The sequence below is a fragment of the Prauserella shujinwangii genome (assembly GCF_003001955.1).
Taxonomy (GTDB): domain Bacteria; phylum Actinomycetota; class Actinomycetes; order Mycobacteriales; family Pseudonocardiaceae; genus Qaidamihabitans; species Qaidamihabitans shujinwangii.
In genome coordinates this window covers 229,269-248,016 of the sequence record NZ_PVNH01000001.1, presented here as the reverse complement: position 1 = coordinate 248,016, position 18,748 = coordinate 229,269, and the positions used below count along the sequence as shown (strand labels likewise).

The following is an 18,748-nucleotide window of genomic DNA, read 5'->3' as shown; positions in this document are numbered from 1 at the left end:
CGCCCCGCCGGGCTCGCGCGGGAACTTCTGCGGCTACTTGACCTCCACGGTCACCTGCTCGGTGAGCTGGTCGCCGCCCCGGTCGGCCAGCACGCAGTACACGGTGCGCCGCAGGTCCGAGTCGGACTCCTGGGGCTGCTCCCACAGCGCCTTGCTGGGCACCAGCGCACGGTAGGTCAGCGACGGGCGCGACTCCGCCGGGACGATGTCGGAGTGGAAGCCGAGCGCGCACTGGGTCTCGGCGAAGCTGCGCAGCCGCTCCACGCCGGGGTAGGCGAGCAGCTGGGCGTCGTCGGAGGCGTAGGCACCGGCGCCGAGGGCGTGCTCGGAGAGGTAGACCTCGAAGTCGTGCCGCTCGTCGCAGTCGGGCTGGTTGGCCGAGCTGATCTGGTAGCCGGGGTCGAACCGGCCGTTGAGGCAGACGTCCGCCCCGCTGCTGAGCGTGAACCCCACGTCGCCGCCGTCGCCGTAGGTGAGGGTGGGCAGCATCGCCTCGTCGGTGGCGGGCGACCACACCGGCCTGCCGAGGAAGAACCCGCCCGCGAGCAGCGCGACCGACGCCAGCACCGCCCCGGCGGCCAGGGCTCCCCGCCCGCGCCGCCGCGGCTCCCCCGCCGCGGGCCCCGGCGCACCGGGACCGGTGGGCACCGTCGGCTGCCCGGCGTAGGCGGCCGTCGCGGGCTGCCCGCCCGGCGGCGTGGACTGTCCCTGCTGCCGGGCCGCCATCGCCAGCAGGCCACCCGCCTGCGGAGCCGACAGCCGCGCCTCGGGCGCGGCCACCAGCAACCCCATGATCGCCGAGGCCAGCGGGCCCTGCGTGCGGGTCAGGTAGGGCACCTCGTGCAGGATCGCGTGCAACGTCGCCGCCGTGGTGGGCCGCTCGAACGCCACCACGCCCTCCACCGCGAAGAACAGCGTCGCGCCCAGCGCCCACAGATCGGAGGCGGGCAGCGCCTCCCGCCCCGCGACCCGCTCCGGCGCCATGAACGCCGGCGAGCCCACCAGCATCCCGCTCGTGGTCAGCCGCGGGTCGTCGACCGCCTGCGCGATGCCGAAGTCGGTCAGCTTCACCCGCCCGCCGGGCGCGACCATGATGTTGCCCGGCTTGACGTCGCGGTGCACGATCCCCGCCTCGTGCGCGGCCCGCAACGCCGAGAGCACCTGCTCCCCGATGGCCGCCACCCGATGCGGCGGCAGCGGACCCTCCCGGCGCACCAGCTCGGCCAGGGTCGGCGCCTCCACCAGCTCCATCACGATGAACGTGGTGCCGCCCTCGGTGACCACGTCGTACACCGTCACCACCGCAGGGTCGTTGAGCCGTCCCCCGGTGCGCACCTCCCGCAGCACCCGCTCCTGGAAGACGCCCGGCGCCTCCGCCCCGGACGGCACCGCCAGCTCCTTGACCGCCACCGGCCTGCCGATCACCGTGTCCTCGCCCCGCCACACCACCCCCATGCCGCCGCGGCCCAGCTCGCCGAGCAGCGTGTACCGGCCCGCGACCACCCGGGGTCCGGGCCCGGCACCGGCCGGGTGCGACTGCCGGATCTGCTCTTCGGTCACGGGGCGTCACTCCTTCGGGGGTCCGGACGGGGAGATCGTATCCGCGTCGCGCGACGCGGTCCCCGGACTCCCGTCAGGCGTGGAAGACGTCGTGCCCGGAGGCCTCGAGCGCCGCGACCGCCCGGTCGAGGTCGGCCGCCCGCACCAGCACGTGGTCGGTGTCGAAGGTGGACAGGGTGAACAGCGCGACCCCGGCGGCGGCCAGCTCGCTGGACAGCGCCGCGATCACGCCGGTGAGGGTGAACGCGAGCGGTCCGCGGACCGTGAGCAGCCGCCAGCCGTCCTGGACACGTGCCCCGGCCGGGGCGGCCTCCGCCGGGCAGATCACCGACAGCTCGCCGCCGGTGCGGGTCACCGACACCAGCGCGTCGCCGGACCGGTCGAACAGCCCGACCGGGGCCGCCGCGCCCGCGTCGAGCCGTGCGACCGCGTACTCGCCGGGCCGCACGTCGATGGCGAGCCTGCGCATCAGCCTTCGAGGACCTTCGGGCTCGACGCCACCTCCGTGCCGTCGGGCAGCGTGGAGATCGTGAAGTCGGCGAACACGTTCTCCGCCACCTTCTGTAGCTGCCGCAGGCACTCGACGGCGAGCGCGCGGATCTCGACGTCGGCCTGTTCGGTGGCGCGCATCGCGATGAAGTGCCGCCACGCGCGGTAGTTGCCGGTGACGACGATCCGGGTCTCGGTGGCGTTGGGCAGCACGGCGCGCGCGGCCTGCCGGGCCTGCTTGCGCCGCAGCGTCGCGCTGGGCGCGTCGGCGAACTTCTCCTCCAGCCCCGCGAGCAGCTCGTTGTAGGCGTCGACGCTGGCCTGCGCGGCGGCGAGGAACTTCTCGTGCAGCTCCGGGTCGTCGGCGATCACGGCAGGCTCGACGAACGCGGCGTCGCGCTCGGGCACGTAACGCTGCGACAACTGCGAGTAGGAGAAGTGCCGGTGCCGGATCAGCTCGTGGGTCAGCGACCGGGAGATCCCGGTGATGTAGAAGCTCGCCGACCCGTGCTCGAGCACCGAAAGGTGCCCGACCTCGATGATGTGCTCGAGGTAGCCGGCGTTGGTGGCCGTCTTCGGGTTCGGCTTCTTCCACGACTGGTAGCAGGCGCGCCCGGCGAACTCGGCCAGCGCCTGACCACCGTCGGCGTCGGTCGACCACGGCACGTCGGCCGGGGGGAAGAACTCCGTCTTCGCGATCAACTGCACCTGGGGCGACACCGTCTCGGCCACCTTCGACTCCCTCCGCCGTTGTTCCGCCCGCAGCGTATCTGCCGCGACGGACGATCCCGGGGTGACGCCACGACGGTGTTGCGTGACGTCAGAAGTGACGCCATAGTGGTGTCATGGATTTGACGCCGTATCTGCAGAGCCTGCGGGAGAGCCTGAACACGACGGCTTCCGCGGGCGACGAGCAGCTGAGACGCGCCGCGGCCGTGCTGTCCGCGGCGCTGGAGCCGGCCGCCCGGCTCGCGCTGATGAACGCGCTCGCCGACCTCGCCGCCGAGGTCACCGCCAACCTCCCCGACCAGGTCGTCGACGTGCGCCTCGACGGGCGCGACGTCCGGGTGGTGGTCACCGGCACCGCGACGGGTGAGTCCGCGTCCTCCCCGCCGCCGCCACCGCCCCCACCGCAGTCGCCACCGCCACCGCCCGCCGGGGACGGCGGCGACATCAGCCGCATCACGCTGCGCCTGTTCGAGCAGCTCAAGGGGCAGGCCGAGCAGGCGGCGGCGGCGCAGGGCGTCTCGCTCAACACCTTCGTCTCGCAGGCGGTGCAGGGCGCGCTGCAGGGCAAGCACCAGCACCACGGGCAGAAGCAGCACGGCGAGCGCTCCGGCTCGCACCTGCACGGCTGGGTGAAGGGATGACGGACATGCCGACGAACGACGAGCACCAGCAGGGCGAGGCGCCCGTCCGCAGCCAGACGTTCGACGCCGACGGGCCGCTCGAACTCGACGTGGACATCACGACGGGCCGGGTGGAGATCCAGCTCGGCGAGGGCGAGGCGAGCGTGGAGGTGCGGCACGAGCCGGCCGCGCAGGCGCCCTGGACCGAGGGCGTGTCCAACATCCTCAACTGGGTCGGCGAGCACTTCGGCGGCCAGCTCGGGGCGGAGCTGCACGGCTCGGCCGCGGATGCCGTGCGGCAGGCCCGCGTCGAGAAGGTCGGCTCCCGGCTGGTCGTGCGGGGCCCGAAACCGCTGCCGCTGCGCAACGTCCCGCTGGGTGTGCGGGTCCGCGCGCCCGAGGGTTCCCACGTGGACGTGCGAGCCGGGGCCGCCACCGTGACCGTGACCGGCAAGGCGGGACGCGCCGACGTGGCCACCGGCTCGGGAGACGTGTCGCTCGAGGGCGCGGGGGGCGCGGTGTCCGTGCGCACCGGGACCGGATCCATCCGGCTCGGCCCCGCCCCGGCCGGTGTGCGGCTGCGCTCGGGCAGCGGCGACGTCGAGGCGCCCGCGGTGTCCGGCTCGGCGACACTCGGCACCGGCACCGGCGACGTGTGGCTGGGCACCGTCGACGGCCAGGTGCTGGTGCGCAGCAGCAGCGGCGACGTGACGGTCGCCGAGGCGGCGGCTGGCTCGGTGGAGGCCATCACCGGCTCGGGCGAGATCCGGATCGGCATCCGGCAGGGGGTCGCGGCGGAGATCGAGCTCTCCTCCGGCGCCGGCCGGGTGTCGAGCGAGCTGGACGTGGCCGACACGCCCCCGGACGGGCCGGTCGCGCTCAAGGTGCGGGCGCGCAGCGGCGCGGGGGACGCGGTGGTGACCCGCTCGGCGGGCTGACCACGGAGTGCGCGCGGCGGCGCCGGGACGTCCGGTCAGGCGCCGTCGCCGGGCTCCGCTCGCGGTGCTCCCGGCACCCGCCCGTCACCGGGTTCCAGACCGAGCATCTCCAGCAGCCGCAGGCAGTCGGTCGCGTCGACCGCCTGCCCGGCCACGGTGCGCACTGCCCGCTGGTGCGTGACCAGCTGGTGATCCTCCTCGACGGCGCGGGCCTGGTTCATCCGTTCCGGGGTGCGCACGGCCCCGGGGCGGCGTGCCCACGTCATCCGGTTCCCTCGTCCGCCTGGCGGCGCGATTCCCACGACATGCCCGCACTCCCGTCCCCGGCCGGGGACGGCCGGATGGGCTGGCCGAGAACGACACCGGCCCGAACACCGGTATGCGAGAAACTCTCGGCATCAGTACCCTACTGCCCGCCGTGCCGGGGAATGAACCGGCCTCCCCGCCTGTTGTGCTGAGTGGTCGTCGTTCTTGCGTTCGCTTGCTTCAGGGTTCTGGATGGGCCGCGCTGCGAATCGGCCCGGGGGCACCGCACGGTGCGGGCCCCAGAATTCCTCAGAAGGAGCGATATGACTCAGGGAACCGTCAAGTGGTTCAACGCGGACAAGGGCTTCGGCTTCATCTCCCGCACCGACGGACCGGACGTCTTCGTGCACTACTCCGAGATCGACGGCTACGGCTTCCGTAGCCTCGAGGAGAACCAGCACGTCGAGTTCGAGGTCGCGCAGGGCCCCAAGGGCCCGCAGGCCAAGACCGTCCGCGCGGTCTGATCCACGGCACGCAGGGCCCGGCACCGCACGGTGCCGGGCCCTCGTCGCGCCCGCGCTGTCTCCGCCGCCCCCGGCTACCGGAGACAGCGGCGCAGCGTGGGCGCCAGGTCGCCCCGCTCCCCCACCGCGACCCCGCCGAGTCCGAGCCACTCCGCCATCGTGGTGAGCTCGGCCGCCAGCTCGGCGGCCACGCGGGCGTGGTCGGTGCCCGGCTCGGCGAACGCGCCCGGCACCCGCAGCACGCCCGCCGCGCGGTCGGCCTTGAGGTCCGCCCGCGCGACCAGCTCGCCGTCCAGCAGGAACGGGAACACGTAGTAGCCGTGCACGCGCTTGTGCTCGGGCACGTAGATCTCGATGCGGTACCGGAAGCCGAACAGCCGCTCGGTGCGGTCGCGTTCCCACACCAGCGGGTCGAACGGGCACAGCAGCGCGCGCCCGGCGACCGCCCTCGGCGTGCGCGCCGTGACATGCCGGTAGGCCTGGTGCCGCCACGTGCGCACCCGGACCGGCTCCAGGGTGCCCTCCTCGACCAGCTCGGCCACCGCCCGCTGGCTGGCCGCGGGAGCGAGCCGGTAGTAGTCCCGCAGGTCCGGTTCGGTCGCGATGCCCAGTGCCGTCGCCGCCCGCCGCACGAGCTCGCGGGCTCCCTCCGCCGCGTCCACGCGGCGCGCCAGCACCTCCGGCGGCAGCACCCGCTCCGGCAGGTCGTAGCACCGCTCGAACCCGCGCCGGGTGCCGGTGGTCAGCTGCCCGATGCCGAACAGCCACTCGCAGACCTTCTTCACCTCCGAGCGCTCCCACCACGCGCCCGGGGTGCGCCGCGCGGGCCCGGTCAGCTCCCGCTCGATCGCGCCCGCCCCGATCGGGCCCAGCTCCTTGACCACCGCGAGCACGTCGTCGACCAGTGCGGGCTCGCGGTCGGCGATCCGTTCGTACCCGCGCCACCACCCCCTCGGTTTCGCGCCCGAGTGCAGCAGCGGCCAGTCCTCGACCGGCACGAGGCTCGCCTCGTGGGCCCAGTACTCCACCAGCAGCCTCGGTTTGCGGGCGCTGTGCGCCCAGGCGGCGTCGTCGACCAGCGCGGGGTCGTACGCGCCGAGCCGCGCGAACAGCGGCGCGTAGTGGGCACGCACCGCCACGTTGACCGAGTCGAGCTGGATCAGCTGCACCCGCGACAGCACCCGGCGCAGGTGCCGTCGCGTCGGCGGGCCGTCCGGCCGCGGATCGGCGAATCCCTGCGCGGCGAGCGCCGTTCGCCGCGCGACCCCGAGGCTGACCGTTCTCATGCCGGAAGCGTCTCACGAACCACCGACGAAAACTCGGCGGTTACGCGCGGACCGGGCGAGCCGGGACGCTATGTTGCGGGGATGAGCACCGCCGACGTCCGCCCCGCCACACCCGCCGACGTCACCGAGATCGCCCGGATCCAGCTGGAGACCTGGCGCGCCGCCTACGCCGACGTCCTCGGCTCCCGCACCGTCGCGGAACTCGACCACGCCGATCTGGAGCGGCGCTGGTCGGGCGCGGTGGAGCACCCGGAGACCGCGGTGTACGTGGCCACCGAGGGGCGATTCACCGTCGGCTTCTGCGTGGCCGGTCCCGCCCCCGACGAGGACGTCGCGGCCGCCGACGGCAGCCTGCCCGCCGACGCCGGGCGGACCGGGCTGATCGCCACCGTCCTCGTGGAGCCCCGGTGGGGCAGGCGCGGCCACGGCGGCAGGCTGCTCGCCGGGGCCGCCGCCGGGCTCCGCGAACGCGGCGCCGAACGCGGCATCACCTGGGTGCCGCAGTCCGACCCGGCGACGCTGAGCTTCTACCGCGGCGCGGGCTGGAACCCCGACGGCACGGTCCGCACCCTCGACACCGGCGAGAAAACCGTCCGCGAGCTGCGCCTGACCGGCACGCTGGAGCTGCGCCTCACCGAGTGACCGGCCCGGGCGGGGTGCCCGCCGGAGGCCGGGGCGGCTGCGCTAGGTTGCCGCATCGGGTGACCGGGTGCTCACGGCGCGTCCACGGTCCCGGTTCCGGTTCTGGGGAGCTCTTTCTCACCGTGCGCTCAGCTTCGGCTGCTAGCGTGGAAACGACCTTCGCCTGGGAGGCCGCGTGTTCGGTTGGCTGTGCGTGACGCTCGGCGTCGCGTTCGGGTCCGCGGTCGTCCCGCTGATCAGCGTCGAGGTCTTCGTCCTCGGCCTGGTCACGAGCGACCCCGACCTTCCCTGGCCCGCGGTCGCGGCCGTCGTCGCCGTCGGGCAGATCGCCGGAAAGCTGCTCTACTACCTGGCCGCCCGCGGTTCGATCCACCTGCCGCGGTTCCTGCACGACCGGCTGCACCGCGAGCGGCCCCCCTCACCGCGCCGGGACGCCTGGCGGCTGCGCACCAAGCGGCTGCGCCGGTGGGTGGAGGCGCTGCGGGAACGCTGCCACCGGCACCCGCACTGGATGACCAGCACCTACGGCGTCAGCTCGGTGCTGGGCCTGCCGCCGTTCATGGCCACCACCGTACTGGCCGGGCTCGTGCGGATGCGCATGTCGACGTTCGTGGCGGCGGGACTGGTCGGCCGGTTCCTCCGGTTCAGCGTCCTCGCCGCGGCCCCCGCCGTGTTCGCGGGCTGGTTCCACCCCTAGCGTCGTGTACCGGGACGGACCCTGCCCGGCCCGAACCGGCTAGTGGGCGCCCCCGCGCAGCGCCTTGTCGAGGACCGCGCGGATGTGGTCCGGGTCGGCCTCCCGGTTGTCGAGCAGGATCGCGGTGCACAGGCCGTCGGACAGGGCGACGAAGGTCTCGATCGCGTCCGGGTCGCCGGTCCGCGTCCGGGCCAGCTCCGCGACGTGGTCGCGCCAGCGGCGCGCGACCGGACGGAGCGCGGGCCGGCGCGCCGCCAGGGTGGACAGCTCCCGTTCGGCGAGTGCTCGCTCCCGTCCCGGTCCCGCGGATTCGGCGATGAGCCGGGCGAGCCCGCCGACGGGGTCGTCGTCGGTGTCGATGAGCCGGCGGATGCGGTCGGTGTACCCGTCCGTGACGCTGGTCAGGGCGGCGAGCAGCAGGTCGTCCAGCGTGGCGAAGTAGTAGAGGGTCAGGCTGGTGGTGATCCCCGCCTCCTTGGCCACGGTCCGGTGGGTGACCCCGGTGGCGCCGTCGCGGCAGACGATCCTCAGCGTCGCGTCGATGATCTGGGCCCGGCGGCGTTGACCGCGCAGGGTGCGCCCATCGGCTCTGTCCTGGTCGGCCGTCATCGCCTCATCCGTCGTCGTCGCTCCCGCGTGCGGAGGATATCGGCTCCGCCTCCGGATCCGTCTCGCCGAGGGGCGGGAGGTGCCGCAGGGCCAGGAAGCAGGCCGACGCCGCGGCCGCGATGGCGGCGCCCGCCGCGACGGCGGCGACGTTGAGTCCGCTGGTGAACGCCGCCCGTGCGTGGTCGAGCGCCCCGGCCGGCAGCCGCCCGGCCACCGACACCGCGCCGGAGAGGCTGTCGCCGTAGCTCGTGGCCGCCGAGGGGGACAGCCCGGAGGGAGTCTGCACCGTCCTCCGGTAGACGGCCGTGGCGAGGCTGCCCAGGACCGCGACCCCTGCCGCGATGCCCAGCTCCTGTACGGTCTCCGAGAGCGCGGCCGCCGATCCGGACTTCTCCGCCGGCGCCGCGCCCACGACGACGTCGGTGCCGAGTGCGGCGATGACCCCGAGTCCGAGGTAGGCGAACGCGAACCCGGCGACCACGCTCCCCGTGCTGTCGGTCCCGGCCAGGGCGAGCAGTGCGTATCCGCACACCGACAGCGCCAGCGTGACCGCCATGACGACGCCCGGCGACCGGCGCCGCGCCACGAGGGGCGCGCCGACGGCGCCGATGAGCATGGCCAGCGCGGGCGGCCCCATCCACAGCCCGGCCGTTGCCGGCGCGAGGTCCGTGACGAGCTGCAGGTACTGGGTGACCAGGAACATCACCCCGCCGAAACCGACGAGGCCCACCAACAGGACGGCCAGGGCCGCGGAGAACGCCCGGCTGCGGAAAAGCGTCATGTCCAGCAGCGGCTCGCCGAGACGCGGCTGGCGGCGGACGAAGGCGACCGCGGAGGCGGCCCCGGCGAGCACGGCGAACGCCGCCTCGGCGTCGAACCCGTCGCCGGCCGCATGCTTGATCGCGTAGACGATCGGCAGCATCGTCGTCAGGGACAGCGCCACACTCGGCAGGTCGGGCCTGCCCGCACGGGCGCGGAACTCCGGAAGGAGCGCCGGCGCGCCGGCGAGCACCAGCACCGCGACCGGCACCGCGGCGAGGAAGACCGCGCCCCACCAGAAGGCGGAGACCAGCACACCGCCCACGACCGGACCCGCGGCCATTCCCAGAGCGAACATCGTGGCCCACACACCGATCGCCAGCGCCCGTTGCCGGACGTCGGTGAACAGGGTGCTGATCAGCGACAGCGTCGACGGCATCAGCGTCGCCCCGGCCACCCCGAGCAGCGCCCGCGCCACGATCAGCCACCGGGCGTCCGGGGCGAACGCGGCGAGCACCGAGACAGCGCCGAACGCGGTCATCCCGATCATCAGCAGCCTGCGCCGTCCGACCCGGTCGCCCAGGGTCCCCATCGTGATCAGGAACCCCGCGATGAAGAAGCCGTAGGCGTCCATGATCCACAGCGTCTCCGTCGCGGTCGGCCCCAGATCCGCGGCCAGGCTCGGCACGACCAGATAGAGCGCCGTCACGTCGAGCCCCAGCAGCATCGTCGGCAACGCCAGCAAGGCGAGCCCACCCCACGCACGCCGGCCGGCGGGTGCCCCCTGCCTCGCCCTCATCGCGCCTCCCCATAGAATTGAACGATCGTACTAGTTGTACCATAGTTCAAATCCGGAGCCGGGACTGCCGGACTTCGCTGAGTGGGGACCTCCGGACCCGCGCACCGTCCCGCGGGCGTGGCTCACCGGGTGATGCCCCGGTGGACAGGCCGGATGTCAGTCCCGGCCCAGCTCGGTGCAGAGACAGGCGTGGTTGCCGTCCGGATCGGCCAGCACGACGAAGGCCGGGGCGCGGCTGTCGTCGACGACACGTCCACCCGCGGCGATCGCCGCGGCGATCCGCCGGTCCGCGGCTTCCGGCGGGACCGTGACGTCGAGGTGGAAGCGCTGCCGATCGGGCGCCGTGGAGTCGGTCGTCTGGAACCACACCGGCGGCAGCTCGCCCGCCGGGTCGACGACATCGCCAGCCGTCTCGGCACCACCCAGCACGGCCGCCCAGAACGGCCGCACCGTGTCCGGCACCGGCGTGTCCAGGGCCAGCTCCAGCACCTGCACCCGCTCGGGGCGTGCGACGAGCCCCTGGCCGGACGCGAGCGCGCTGATCCGCTCGGCCAGCCGGACCTCCCGTTCGGTGACCCCTCCGGCATCGTGATCGCGCACCACGAGCTGAACGTGCCCCGCCCGCAGATCGACGTCGGGATGGTGACCGGCCACCTCGGCGAGCTGGGCGACGGCCGCGACGAACGCGGCACCCGCTCCGAACGAGCGGGTCTCGAACCGGGTCCGCAGGGCTCCCAGCATCCACCGCCAGTCCGCCAGATCGACCTGATGGGCCCGGAGACGAGCGGGCTGCCGCACCATGTCCCGACGATAGACCGCGGCTTCGCCGCCACGGTGCAGGCGACGCCCCGCCGCGCCGGTGCGGGCGGCCAGCCGGGCCACCGTCACCCGGGGCGGTCGCGCGGCGCGCGTGTCCCGTTCCCCGGCGAAGGGCTCACCCCCGGGCTCACGGGCGCGGCTCAGCGGCCTCCAGCTCGACCGCCCTGCGCATCGTCTCGCGCGCCCGGCGCCGGTCCCCCGCGACGTCGTAGGCGTAGGCCAGCCGGTACCAGCGCCGCCAGTCGGCGGGGTCCTGTTCCACCTCGGCGCGCCGCTCGTCGAACCAGGCGTCGGCGGCGGCGCGGTCGACCCGGCCCGAGGGCCTGCGCGGCAGCCCCGACACGTCCGGCAGCCCGCCCTCGGCCTCCAGCCTGCGGGCGAGCCGCTGGATCCGGACACCGGACCGCCACGTCGTGACCACCATCCACACCCCGAACAGGGGCAGGACGAGCACGCCGATCCCGAGCAGCACCGCCGTGGCGTCCCCCGTGCGCAGCAGCGCGACCGCCCGGCCGGCGAGCAGCACCAGGTACACCGCCACGGCGGCGGTGAGCAGGACGGCGACGTTGCGGGCGCTCACAGGTCGAGCACGTGTTCCAGACCGACCGTGAGGCCCGGCCGGTGCGGCACGGTGCGCACGCCGAGCAGCACCCCCGGCATGAACGAGACCCGGTCCAGCGAGTCGTGCCGGATCGTCAGCGTCTCGCCCTCCGCGCCGAACAGGATCTCCTCGTGCGCGACCAGCCCGGGCAGCCGCACCGAGTGCACGGGCACGTCCTCGATGTCGGCGCCGCGGGCACCCGCGAGCTGCGCCGTGGTCGCGTCGGTCCCCGGGGCGAGCCCGGCGTCGGCGCGGGCGCGCGCGATGAGCCTGGCCGTGTGGGCCGCGGTGCCCGAGGGCGCGTCGGCCTTGCGGTTGTGGTGCAGCTCGATCACCTCGGCGGCGGCGTAGAACCGCGCGGCCTGCTGGGCGAACCGCATCGCCAGCACGGCGCCGAGGGCGAAGTTGGGGGCGATGAGCACCCCGAGCTCGGGCTTGTCCGCCAGCCACCCGGTGACGGTGGCGATCCGGTCGTCGGTGAACCCCGTGGTGCCGACGACGGCGTGGATGCCGTGCTCGATCGCGAACCGCAGGTTGTCCATCACCGCGTCGGGGTGGGTGAAGTCGACGACGACGTCGGCCCCGGCATCGGTGAGCGCGGACAGCGAGTCCTCGACGTCCACCGCGGCGACCAGGTCGAGGTCGGTGGCTTCCCGCACCGCCTTGACCGCCTGCCCGCCCATGCGGCCGTGTGCGCCCAGCACTCCGACGCGGATCGGCTCGGCGGATGCGGTCATGATGCGATCACCTCGTGCAGCTCGTCGGGCAGGTCCTCGTCGTGAGCGTACGGTCCGACCACGGCGGCCGTGACGCTGCCGCCGAGCAGTGTGCGCGCGAGCACGCGGACCTCCTCGGCGGTCACCGCGTCGATGCGCTCGACCGTGTCGCCGACGCCCAGGTAGGTGCCGTAGTTGAGCTCGTTCTTGCCGAGCCGCGACATGCGCGAGGCGGTGTCCTCCATGCCGAGCACCAGCCCACCGCGCAGCTGGCCTTTCGCCCGCGCCACCTCGGCGTCGGTGAGCCCGTCGCGGGCCACCCCGGCGAGGATGTCGCGCACCACGGCGGCGACCTCGCCGAGCCGGTCCGCCTGGCAGCCCGCGTAGACGGACAGGTGACCGGCGTCGGCGTAGCTCGCGATCGACGAGTACACCTGGTAGGCCAGCCCGCGGCGCTCCCGCACCTCCTGGAACAGCCGGGAGCTCATCCCGCCGCCGAGTGCGGCGTTGAGCACCCACAGCGCGAACCGCCGGTCGTCGTGCCTGCTCAGTGCCCGCAGGCCGAGCATGAGGTGGGTCTGCTCGGTGTCGTCGGTGCGGAGCACGAGCCCGCGCCCGGCGCCCAGGCGGGCACGGCCACGCCGCGGCGGCACCGGGGTGTCCGCTCCGGACAGCCGGTCGCGCAGCGTCTTCCGCGCCAGGCGCAGGACCTGGCCGTGCTCCACGTTGCCCGCCACGGCCAGCACCATGCGCGGTGGGGCGTAACGGCGCTTGTAGAACCCCCGCAGCGCGGTGCCGGACAGGCCGGTCACCGACTCCTCGCTGCCGAGCACGGACCGGCCCAGCGGGTGGTCACCGAGGACGGCCTCGACGAACAGGTCGTGCAGCAGGTCCTCGGGGTCGTCGTCGCGCATGGCGATCTCCTCGAGCACCACGCTGCGCTCGGTCTCCACGTCGGAGTCGGCACAGAGGGCCTCGAACACGACGTCGGTGACGAGATCCATCGCCAGCGGCAGGTCCCGGTCGAGCACCTGCGCGTAGTAGCAGGTGTGCTCCTTGGCGGTGAAGGCGTTGAACTCGCCGCCGACCGCGTCGATCTCCTCCGCGATCCGGGTGGCGTCGCGGTTCGCCGTGCCCTTGAACAGCAGGTGCTCGAGGTAGTGTGCCGCGCCGGCCACGCTCGGCTGCTCGTCCCGGGAGCCGACGCCCACCCACAGGCCCACCGTGGCCGAACGCACGCCCGGCACCCGCTCGGTGAGCACGCGCAACCCCCCGGGCAGCACGGTGCGCTTGACCACCGCGCCGTCCGGCGCGGACTCGAGCGTGCGGGTACTGCCCACGGGCTGCTCGTGCCCGGGAATCTGTCGCACCATGGATCCTTGTCACCCCCGTGTCATGAGTGGCCCGTTACCGACGAAAAGTGTCAGTAACGGGCCACTCGTGACGGTTGCCTGCCTGCTTACTGGGCGGGGGTGTTCTCCTCGGCCTTCTCCTCCTCGGCCTTCTCCTCCTCGTCCTTGACGACGACGAGGCTGATCTTGCCGCGGCTGTCGATGTCGGCGATCTCCACGCGGAGCTTGTCGCCGACGTTCACCACGTCCTCGACCTTGCCGATGCGCTTGCCGTTGCCCAGCTTCGAGATGTGCACCAGGCCGTCCTTGCCCGGCAGCAGGGAGACGAACGCGCCGAACGCGGCCGTCTTCACGACCGTGCCCAGGAAGCGCTCGCCGACCTTGGGCAGCTGCGGGTTGGCGATGGCGTTGATCTTGTCGATCGCGGCCTCGGCGGACGGGCCGTCGGCGGCGCCGACGTAGATCGTGCCGTCGTCCTCGATGGAGATGTCGGCGCCGGTCTCCTCGGTGATCGAGTTGATCATCTTGCCCTTCGGGCCGATGACCTCGCCGATCTTGTCGACCGGGATCTTCACGCTGGTGACGCGCGGCGCGTACGGGCTCATCTCGTCCGGGCCCGTGATGGCCTCGGCCATCACGTCCAGGATGGTCAGCCGTGCGTCCCGCGCCTGGTTCAGCGCACCGGCCAGCACGTCCGAGGGAATGCCGTCCAGCTTGGTGTCCAGCTGCAGGGCGGTGATGAAGTCCTTCGTGCCCGCGACCTTGAAGTCCATGTCACCGAAGGCGTCCTCGGCGCCGAGGATGTCGGTCAGCGCGACGTAGCGCGTCTCGCCCTCCACCTGGTCGGACACCAGGCCCATCGCGATGCCCGCGACCGGCGCCTTGAGCGGCACACCCGCGTTGAACAGGCTCATCGTGGACGCGCACACCGAGCCCATCGACGTCGAGCCGTTGGAGCCCAGCGCCTCCGACACCTGCCGGATGGCGTACGGGAACTCGTCGCGCTTCGGCAGCACCGGCACCAGCGCGCGCTCGGCGAGCATGCCGTGCCCGATCTCCCGCCGCTTCGGCGTGCCGACGCGGCCGGTCTCGCCGGTGGAGAACGGCGGGAAGTTGTAGTGGTGCAGGTAGCGCTTGGTCTGCTCCGGCGACAGCGTGTCCAGCTGCTGCTCCATCCGCAGCATGTTCAGCGTGGTCACACCCAGGATCTGGGTCTCGCCCCGCTCGAACAGCGCCGAGCCGTGTGCCCTCGGCAGCACCGAGACCTCGGCGGCGAGCTGGCGGATGTCGGTCAGCCCCCGGCCGTCGATCCGGACCTTGTCCCGCAGGATCCGCTGGCGGATGAGCTGCTTGGTCAGCGCGCGGAACGCGGCGCCGATCTCCTTCTCCCTGCCTTCGAAGGCCTCGCCCTCGCCGATGCCGACCTTGGCCAGCACCTCGGCCTTGACCTCGTCGGTGGCGTTGTCCCGGTCCTGCTTGCCCGCGATCGCCAGCGCCCGGGTCAGGTCCTCGGTCGCGATCGCCGCGACGGCGTCGTAGGCGTCCTGCTCGTAGGGCGGGAACAGCGGGAAGTCACCGGTCGGCTTGGCGGCCGCGTCGGCGAGCCGCTGCTGCGCCTCGCACAGCACCCGGATGAACGGCTTGGCCGCGTCCAGGCCCTCGGCCACCGTCTTCTCGGTGGGCGCGGTCGCGCCGTTCTCGATCAGGTCGAGGGTGTTCTCGGTGCCCTCGGCCTCGACCATCATGATCGCGACGTCCTCCGGGCGGTCGCCGACGATGCGGCCGGCCACCACCATGTTGAACGTGGCCCGCTCCAGCTGGCTCCACGTCGGGAAGGCCACCCACTGGTCCTCGACCAGCGCGACGCGCACGCCGCCGATCGGGCCGGAGAACGGCAGCCCCCCGATCTGGGTGGACGCCGACGCGGCGTTGATCGCCAGCACGTCGTACGGGTCCTCGGGGTGCAGGCTCTGCACCGTGATGACCACCTGGATCTCGTTGCGCAGGCCGTCGGCGAACGACGGGCGCAGCGGGCGGTCGATGAGCCGGCAGGTCAGGATGGCGTCGGTGGAGGGACGGCCCTCCCGGCGGAAGAACGCGCCGGGGATCCGCCCGGCGGCGTACATCCGCTCCTCGACGTCCACGGTGAGCGGGAAGAAGTCGAAGTGCTCCTTCGGCTGCTTGGAGGCCGTGGTGGCCGACAGCAGCATGGTCTCGTCGTCCAGGTAGGCGACGACCGAACCGGCGGCCTGCCTGGCCAGCCTGCCCGTCTCGAAGCGGACCGTACGGGTGCCGAACCGGCCGTTGTCGATCACGGCCTCGGTTTCGTGCACGCTGATACCGCTTGCTTCCGTCATGAAAGTGGTTCTCCTCGTTCTGCTGCGGGCGCCGCACGACCCCCATCCCCTGGGGGCACGCTCGAGGAACGAGGCCGGTCTTCGATCGAAGCGCCCGGGGACGTTCCCGGGAGCCACTACCGAGGACCGGCGGACTTGTCCTCTCGCGCGGTGCGCTCGCCCTGTCGTTCTCGTTGTTCTTGTGCCGAGGGGGAGTGACCCGGCGGGTCACTCCCCCTCGGAGCTCGCTATCGGCGGAGGCCGAGTCGCTGGATCAGCGAACGGTAGCGTTCGATGTCCAGCTTCATCACGTAGTTGAGCAGCCGGCGACGACGGCCGACCAGCAGCAACAGACCGCGACGGGAGTGGTGGTCGTGCTTGTGCACCTTCAGGTGCTCGGTGAGGCCGATGATCCGCTTGGTGAGCAGAGCCACCTGCGCCTCGGGCGACCCGGTGTCCGACTCGTGCAAGCCGTACTCGGACAGGATCGACTTCTTCTCGTCGGTGGACAGCGCCACTCGTGTTCTCCTAGTTGTCGAGGAGGGCCGATGCCGTGCACCGGAACGCCTCCTGTGCGTACCGTGCGTTCCCGGACGCTCCCGCGCCGGGAAGGAAGGTCTCGGCCGCCACGGACTGCAGCCGGACTCAACAGTCGAGGGTAGCAGCCACGGTTTCAGCTCGCGGTCCCGGAGAGGGGAAACCGCTCGACGGGGGTGTACCGGGGGCCGGTGCCTGCCGGGTCGGCGGGGTCGGCGGGGTCGGCGGGGTCACTGCGCAGCAGGACGACCTCGCCCGGCGTCCAGCGTGGGCCGCGGTAGTCCGCGAGCGCCCGCGCCCACGCGGCCAGCGCGGCGGGCGCGTGACCCCGGGCCAGCGTGAGATGAGCGCGGAACGGGCGCTCCTCTCCCCTCGGCCGGACCGCCCCGGCCAGCTCCGGCAACCCGTGGCCGTGGACGCCGGTCCACAGCACGCCGGGGAAGCTGCCGCCGCCCGCCAGCCACAGTGTCGGCGCGACGGCGCCGCGCAGCCGTTCCCGCAGCCACGCGACCCGCTCGTCCGGCAGGTCGGACCCGTAGAAGCCGAGCGTGACGTGCCACTGCCGGGCGGGGATCCAGCGCAGCCGGTCGTCGGCGCGGGAGCGGGCGCCGAGCCACCGGCGCAGCGACTCCGTGGCCGTGGGCGAGGGCAGCAGCGCGCTGAACAGCCGGGCGCGTGCCGTCACCAGCCGCCCTTGCCCGCGCGCCGCAGCACGTCGGCGATCGCGGGGAAGTCGGGGTCCAGCCGCTCGGCGGCTTCCACCAGGTTCTCGTCCTCGGCGATCTCCCGCAGCGCCGAGAGTACGTGCTGGTCGTCCGGGCCCGCGCCGACCGGGAAGTTGTCCCTGCCGACGGTGGGCCGCGCGTCGCGCACGTCCTCCAGCGCCGCCCGGATCGCCTCCTTGTTGCCCGCCGCCACCTCGGGGGTGAGGACCTTGCGCTCCAGCATGATCATCCGGGCGAGCACCACCGGGTTGCCGATCTTGGCCCGCCTGCCGCTCATCACCTGGCTGAGCATGGGCGCGCTGATGCCGAGGACCTCCGCCAGGTAGGCCTGCGAGACGTCGAAGGCCACGACCAGCCTGCGCACGCGGTCCCCGAGCGGCTCCCCGTACCACTCCCGCTGGAGCGCGATGTTGCGCTGGACGATCTTGTGGTCCTCCACGGTGTGCCCTGCTCCCCTAGACGGCCTTGTTCAGACCTCCGCCGGCCTGTGCGAAGCATCTTGCCAGGTCGGCCCCGCCGGCCGGGCCGGTTCCGGGCAGCCGTTCGCATTTGCACCCGCCCGGGTGGGCAACCCGCCCGGCTGCCGCACCCAATGTGGCATTCGGTGCGACAGCCGCACCCAATGCGGCACTCAGTACAACAGCCGCACCCAATGCGGCTTTCGGTGCGTTCAACGCCACCAATGCCACATTGGGGAGGCGTCGGCCGCTGCCCGCGCCAGCTGTCGCGGGGCGGCCGGGTCAGGGGAGCCCGAGTACCGACCGCGTCCGCGCGACGTCGTCGTCGATCTGGGCGACCAGCTCCTCCGGCGTGGCGAACCTCACCTGGCCGCGCAGCCTGGCGACGAAGTCGAGCGCCACGTGCTGGCCGTAGAAGTCCTCGTCGACGTCGAGCACGAACGCCTCCACGGTGCGCTCCCGCCCCGAGAAGGTGGGGTTGGAGCCGACCGACACGGCGGCGGGCAGGCGCTCCTCGGGCTTGCCCGGGAGGGCCCGCACGAACCAGCAGCTGTACACACCGTCGGCGGGCACGGCGGCGAACCGGGGCGTCGACAGGTTGGCCGTCGGGTAGCCGAGGTCGTGGCCGCGGCCCTCGCCGCGCACCACGATGCCCTCCAGCCGGTGCGGCCTGCCCAGCGCGTCCGCGGCTGCCGCGACGTCGCCCGCGTCGATGCAGGACCGCACGTAGGTCGAGGAGAACGTGATCTCGCCGCCGTCCTGCTCGTCCGGCAGGGACCGGCCCTGCAGGCTGGCGCCATGCGCGACGAACCCGAACCGCCTGCCGAGGGTGCGCAACAGCTCCACGTCGCCCGCGGCCTTGTGCCCGAAGGTGAAGTTCTCCCCCACGATGACCACGGCGGCGTGCAGCTTGTCCACCAGCACCTCGTGCACGAAGTCCTCCGGCGAGAGCCGCGAGAGCTCGGCGGTGAACGGCAGCACGGCGAACACGTCGACGCCCAGCTCCTCGATGAGGTCGGCCTTGCGCCGCAACGTCGTCAGCTGTGCCGGGTGGCTGCCGGGCCGGATCACCTCGGACGGGTGCGGGTCGAACGTCAGCACGACGCTCGGCACGCCGCGCTGCCGCGCGGTCTCCACGGTCCGCCGGATGAGCGCCTGGTGCCCGCGGTGCACCCCGTCGAAGACCCCGATCGTCACGACGCACCGTCCCCAGCCTCCGGGAAGGTCCGCCAAACCCCGCCAACGCTGCACGGAACCACCCTAGGCCGGGCACCGCCACCGGCCGACGCCCGGTCACCTCTCGCGG

Annotated in this window: 21 protein-coding genes; 5 read left to right on the top strand and 16 right to left on the bottom strand. The window is 73.3% G+C overall.

Annotation, left to right across the window (positions count from 1 at the left end):
- Positions 1–33: 33 nt before the first annotated feature.
- The 3 genes from B0I33_RS01095 to thyX form a co-directional block, all read right to left on the bottom strand.
- The gene (locus B0I33_RS01095; protein ID WP_106176589.1) at positions 34–1,560 is read right to left on the bottom strand and encodes a serine/threonine-protein kinase; all 1,527 of its coding nucleotides are present in this window, start codon (positions 1,558–1,560) and stop codon (positions 34–36) included.
- A 73-nt stretch (positions 1,561–1,633) separates the two neighbouring features.
- The gene (locus tag B0I33_RS01090) at positions 1,634–2,029 is read right to left on the bottom strand and encodes an ACT domain-containing protein (protein WP_106176588.1); all 396 of its coding nucleotides are present in this window, start codon (positions 2,027–2,029) and stop codon (positions 1,634–1,636) included.
- Positions 2,029–2,781: an FAD-dependent thymidylate synthase gene (thyX, locus tag B0I33_RS01085; protein ID WP_106176587.1), complete on the bottom strand. Its 753-nt coding sequence runs from the start codon at positions 2,779–2,781 to the stop codon at positions 2,029–2,031. Before thyX ends, B0I33_RS01090 begins: the two co-directional genes overlap by 1 nt.
- 113 nt (positions 2,782–2,894) lie before the next feature.
- On the opposite strand from thyX, the gene B0I33_RS01080 reads away from it, so the two are divergent.
- Both B0I33_RS01080 and B0I33_RS01075 read left to right on the top strand, forming a co-directional pair.
- Positions 2,895–3,419: a toxin-antitoxin system HicB family antitoxin gene (locus B0I33_RS01080; protein ID WP_106176586.1), complete on the top strand. Its 525-nt coding sequence runs from the start codon at positions 2,895–2,897 to the stop codon at positions 3,417–3,419.
- Positions 3,416–4,336, top strand: coding sequence for a DUF4097 family beta strand repeat-containing protein (locus B0I33_RS01075; protein WP_425440428.1), 921 nt, complete (start codon positions 3,416–3,418; stop codon positions 4,334–4,336). The genes B0I33_RS01080 and B0I33_RS01075 overlap by 4 nt, the downstream gene beginning before the upstream one ends.
- 35 nt (positions 4,337–4,371) lie before the next feature.
- Here the strand turns inward: B0I33_RS01075 and B0I33_RS01070 are convergent, their stop codons facing one another.
- A complete protein-coding gene (locus tag B0I33_RS01070) occupies positions 4,372–4,602 on the bottom strand; it encodes a hypothetical protein (RefSeq protein WP_342750038.1) in 231 nt (76 codons plus the stop codon).
- Positions 4,603–4,905: 303 nt separating this feature from the next.
- Here B0I33_RS01070 and B0I33_RS01065 point away from each other — a divergent pair, with 303 nt between their 5' ends.
- Positions 4,906–5,106, top strand: a complete 201-nt coding sequence (locus tag B0I33_RS01065) for a cold-shock protein (protein ID WP_106176584.1) — start codon at positions 4,906–4,908, stop codon at positions 5,104–5,106.
- 74 nt (positions 5,107–5,180) lie between these two features.
- Here the strand turns inward: B0I33_RS01065 and B0I33_RS01060 are convergent, their stop codons facing one another.
- Positions 5,181–6,392 (bottom strand): winged helix-turn-helix domain-containing protein, encoded by a 1,212-nt coding sequence (locus tag B0I33_RS01060; protein ID WP_106176583.1) that lies wholly within the window; start codon positions 6,390–6,392, stop codon positions 5,181–5,183.
- Between the two features lie 81 nt (positions 6,393–6,473).
- Here B0I33_RS01060 and B0I33_RS01055 point away from each other — a divergent pair, with 81 nt between their 5' ends.
- Positions 6,474–7,034, top strand: a complete 561-nt coding sequence (locus tag B0I33_RS01055) for a GNAT family N-acetyltransferase (protein ID WP_106176582.1) — start codon at positions 6,474–6,476, stop codon at positions 7,032–7,034.
- 175 nt (positions 7,035–7,209) lie between these two features.
- Positions 7,210–7,731 carry a YqaA family protein gene (locus B0I33_RS01050; protein ID WP_106176581.1) on the top strand — a complete coding sequence of 174 codons (522 nt, stop codon included), beginning with the start codon at positions 7,210–7,212 and terminating at the stop codon, positions 7,729–7,731.
- A 39-nt stretch (positions 7,732–7,770) separates the two neighbouring features.
- Here the strand turns inward: B0I33_RS01050 and B0I33_RS01045 are convergent, their stop codons facing one another.
- From B0I33_RS01045 to B0I33_RS00995, 11 genes are all read right to left on the bottom strand, one after another.
- Entirely contained in the window at positions 7,771–8,340 is a 570-nt protein-coding gene (locus B0I33_RS01045) for a TetR/AcrR family transcriptional regulator (RefSeq protein ID WP_106176580.1), read from the bottom strand.
- A gap of 4 nt (positions 8,341–8,344) precedes the next feature.
- Positions 8,345–9,898: an MFS transporter gene (locus B0I33_RS01040; RefSeq protein ID WP_106176579.1), complete on the bottom strand. Its 1,554-nt coding sequence runs from the start codon at positions 9,896–9,898 to the stop codon at positions 8,345–8,347.
- Between the two features lie 156 nt (positions 9,899–10,054).
- On the bottom strand, positions 10,055–10,699 hold the full coding sequence (locus B0I33_RS01035; protein ID WP_106176980.1) for a VOC family protein: 645 nt from the start codon (positions 10,697–10,699) through the stop codon (positions 10,055–10,057).
- Positions 10,700–10,844: 145 nt separating this feature from the next.
- Positions 10,845–11,297 (bottom strand): hypothetical protein, encoded by a 453-nt coding sequence (locus B0I33_RS01030; RefSeq protein ID WP_106176578.1) that lies wholly within the window; start codon positions 11,295–11,297, stop codon positions 10,845–10,847.
- Complete coding sequence (gene dapB, locus B0I33_RS01025) at positions 11,294–12,055, bottom strand: 4-hydroxy-tetrahydrodipicolinate reductase (protein ID WP_106176577.1); 762 nt, start codon at positions 12,053–12,055, stop codon at positions 11,294–11,296. Before dapB ends, B0I33_RS01030 begins: the two co-directional genes overlap by 4 nt.
- Entirely contained in the window at positions 12,052–13,407 is a 1,356-nt protein-coding gene (locus B0I33_RS01020) for a M16 family metallopeptidase (protein ID WP_106176576.1), read from the bottom strand. Before B0I33_RS01020 ends, dapB begins: the two co-directional genes overlap by 4 nt.
- Positions 13,408–13,493: 86 nt before the next feature.
- Entirely contained in the window at positions 13,494–15,743 is a 2,250-nt protein-coding gene (locus B0I33_RS01015) for a polyribonucleotide nucleotidyltransferase (protein WP_106176575.1), read from the bottom strand.
- 227 nt (positions 15,744–15,970) lie between these two features.
- The gene (gene rpsO, locus B0I33_RS01010; RefSeq protein WP_106176574.1) at positions 15,971–16,240 is read right to left on the bottom strand and encodes a 30S ribosomal protein S15; all 270 of its coding nucleotides are present in this window, start codon (positions 16,238–16,240) and stop codon (positions 15,971–15,973) included.
- 155 nt (positions 16,241–16,395) lie between these two features.
- Entirely contained in the window at positions 16,396–16,944 is a 549-nt protein-coding gene (locus B0I33_RS01005; RefSeq protein ID WP_106176573.1) for a 2'-5' RNA ligase family protein, read from the bottom strand.
- Complete coding sequence (locus B0I33_RS01000; protein WP_106176572.1) at positions 16,941–17,423, bottom strand: helix-turn-helix domain-containing protein; 483 nt, start codon at positions 17,421–17,423, stop codon at positions 16,941–16,943. The genes B0I33_RS01005 and B0I33_RS01000 overlap by 4 nt, the downstream gene beginning before the upstream one ends.
- A gap of 301 nt (positions 17,424–17,724) precedes the next feature.
- Positions 17,725–18,693 carry a bifunctional riboflavin kinase/FAD synthetase gene (locus B0I33_RS00995; protein WP_106176571.1) on the bottom strand — a complete coding sequence of 323 codons (969 nt, stop codon included), beginning with the start codon at positions 18,691–18,693 and terminating at the stop codon, positions 17,725–17,727.
- Between the last annotated feature and the right edge of the window lie 55 nt (positions 18,694–18,748).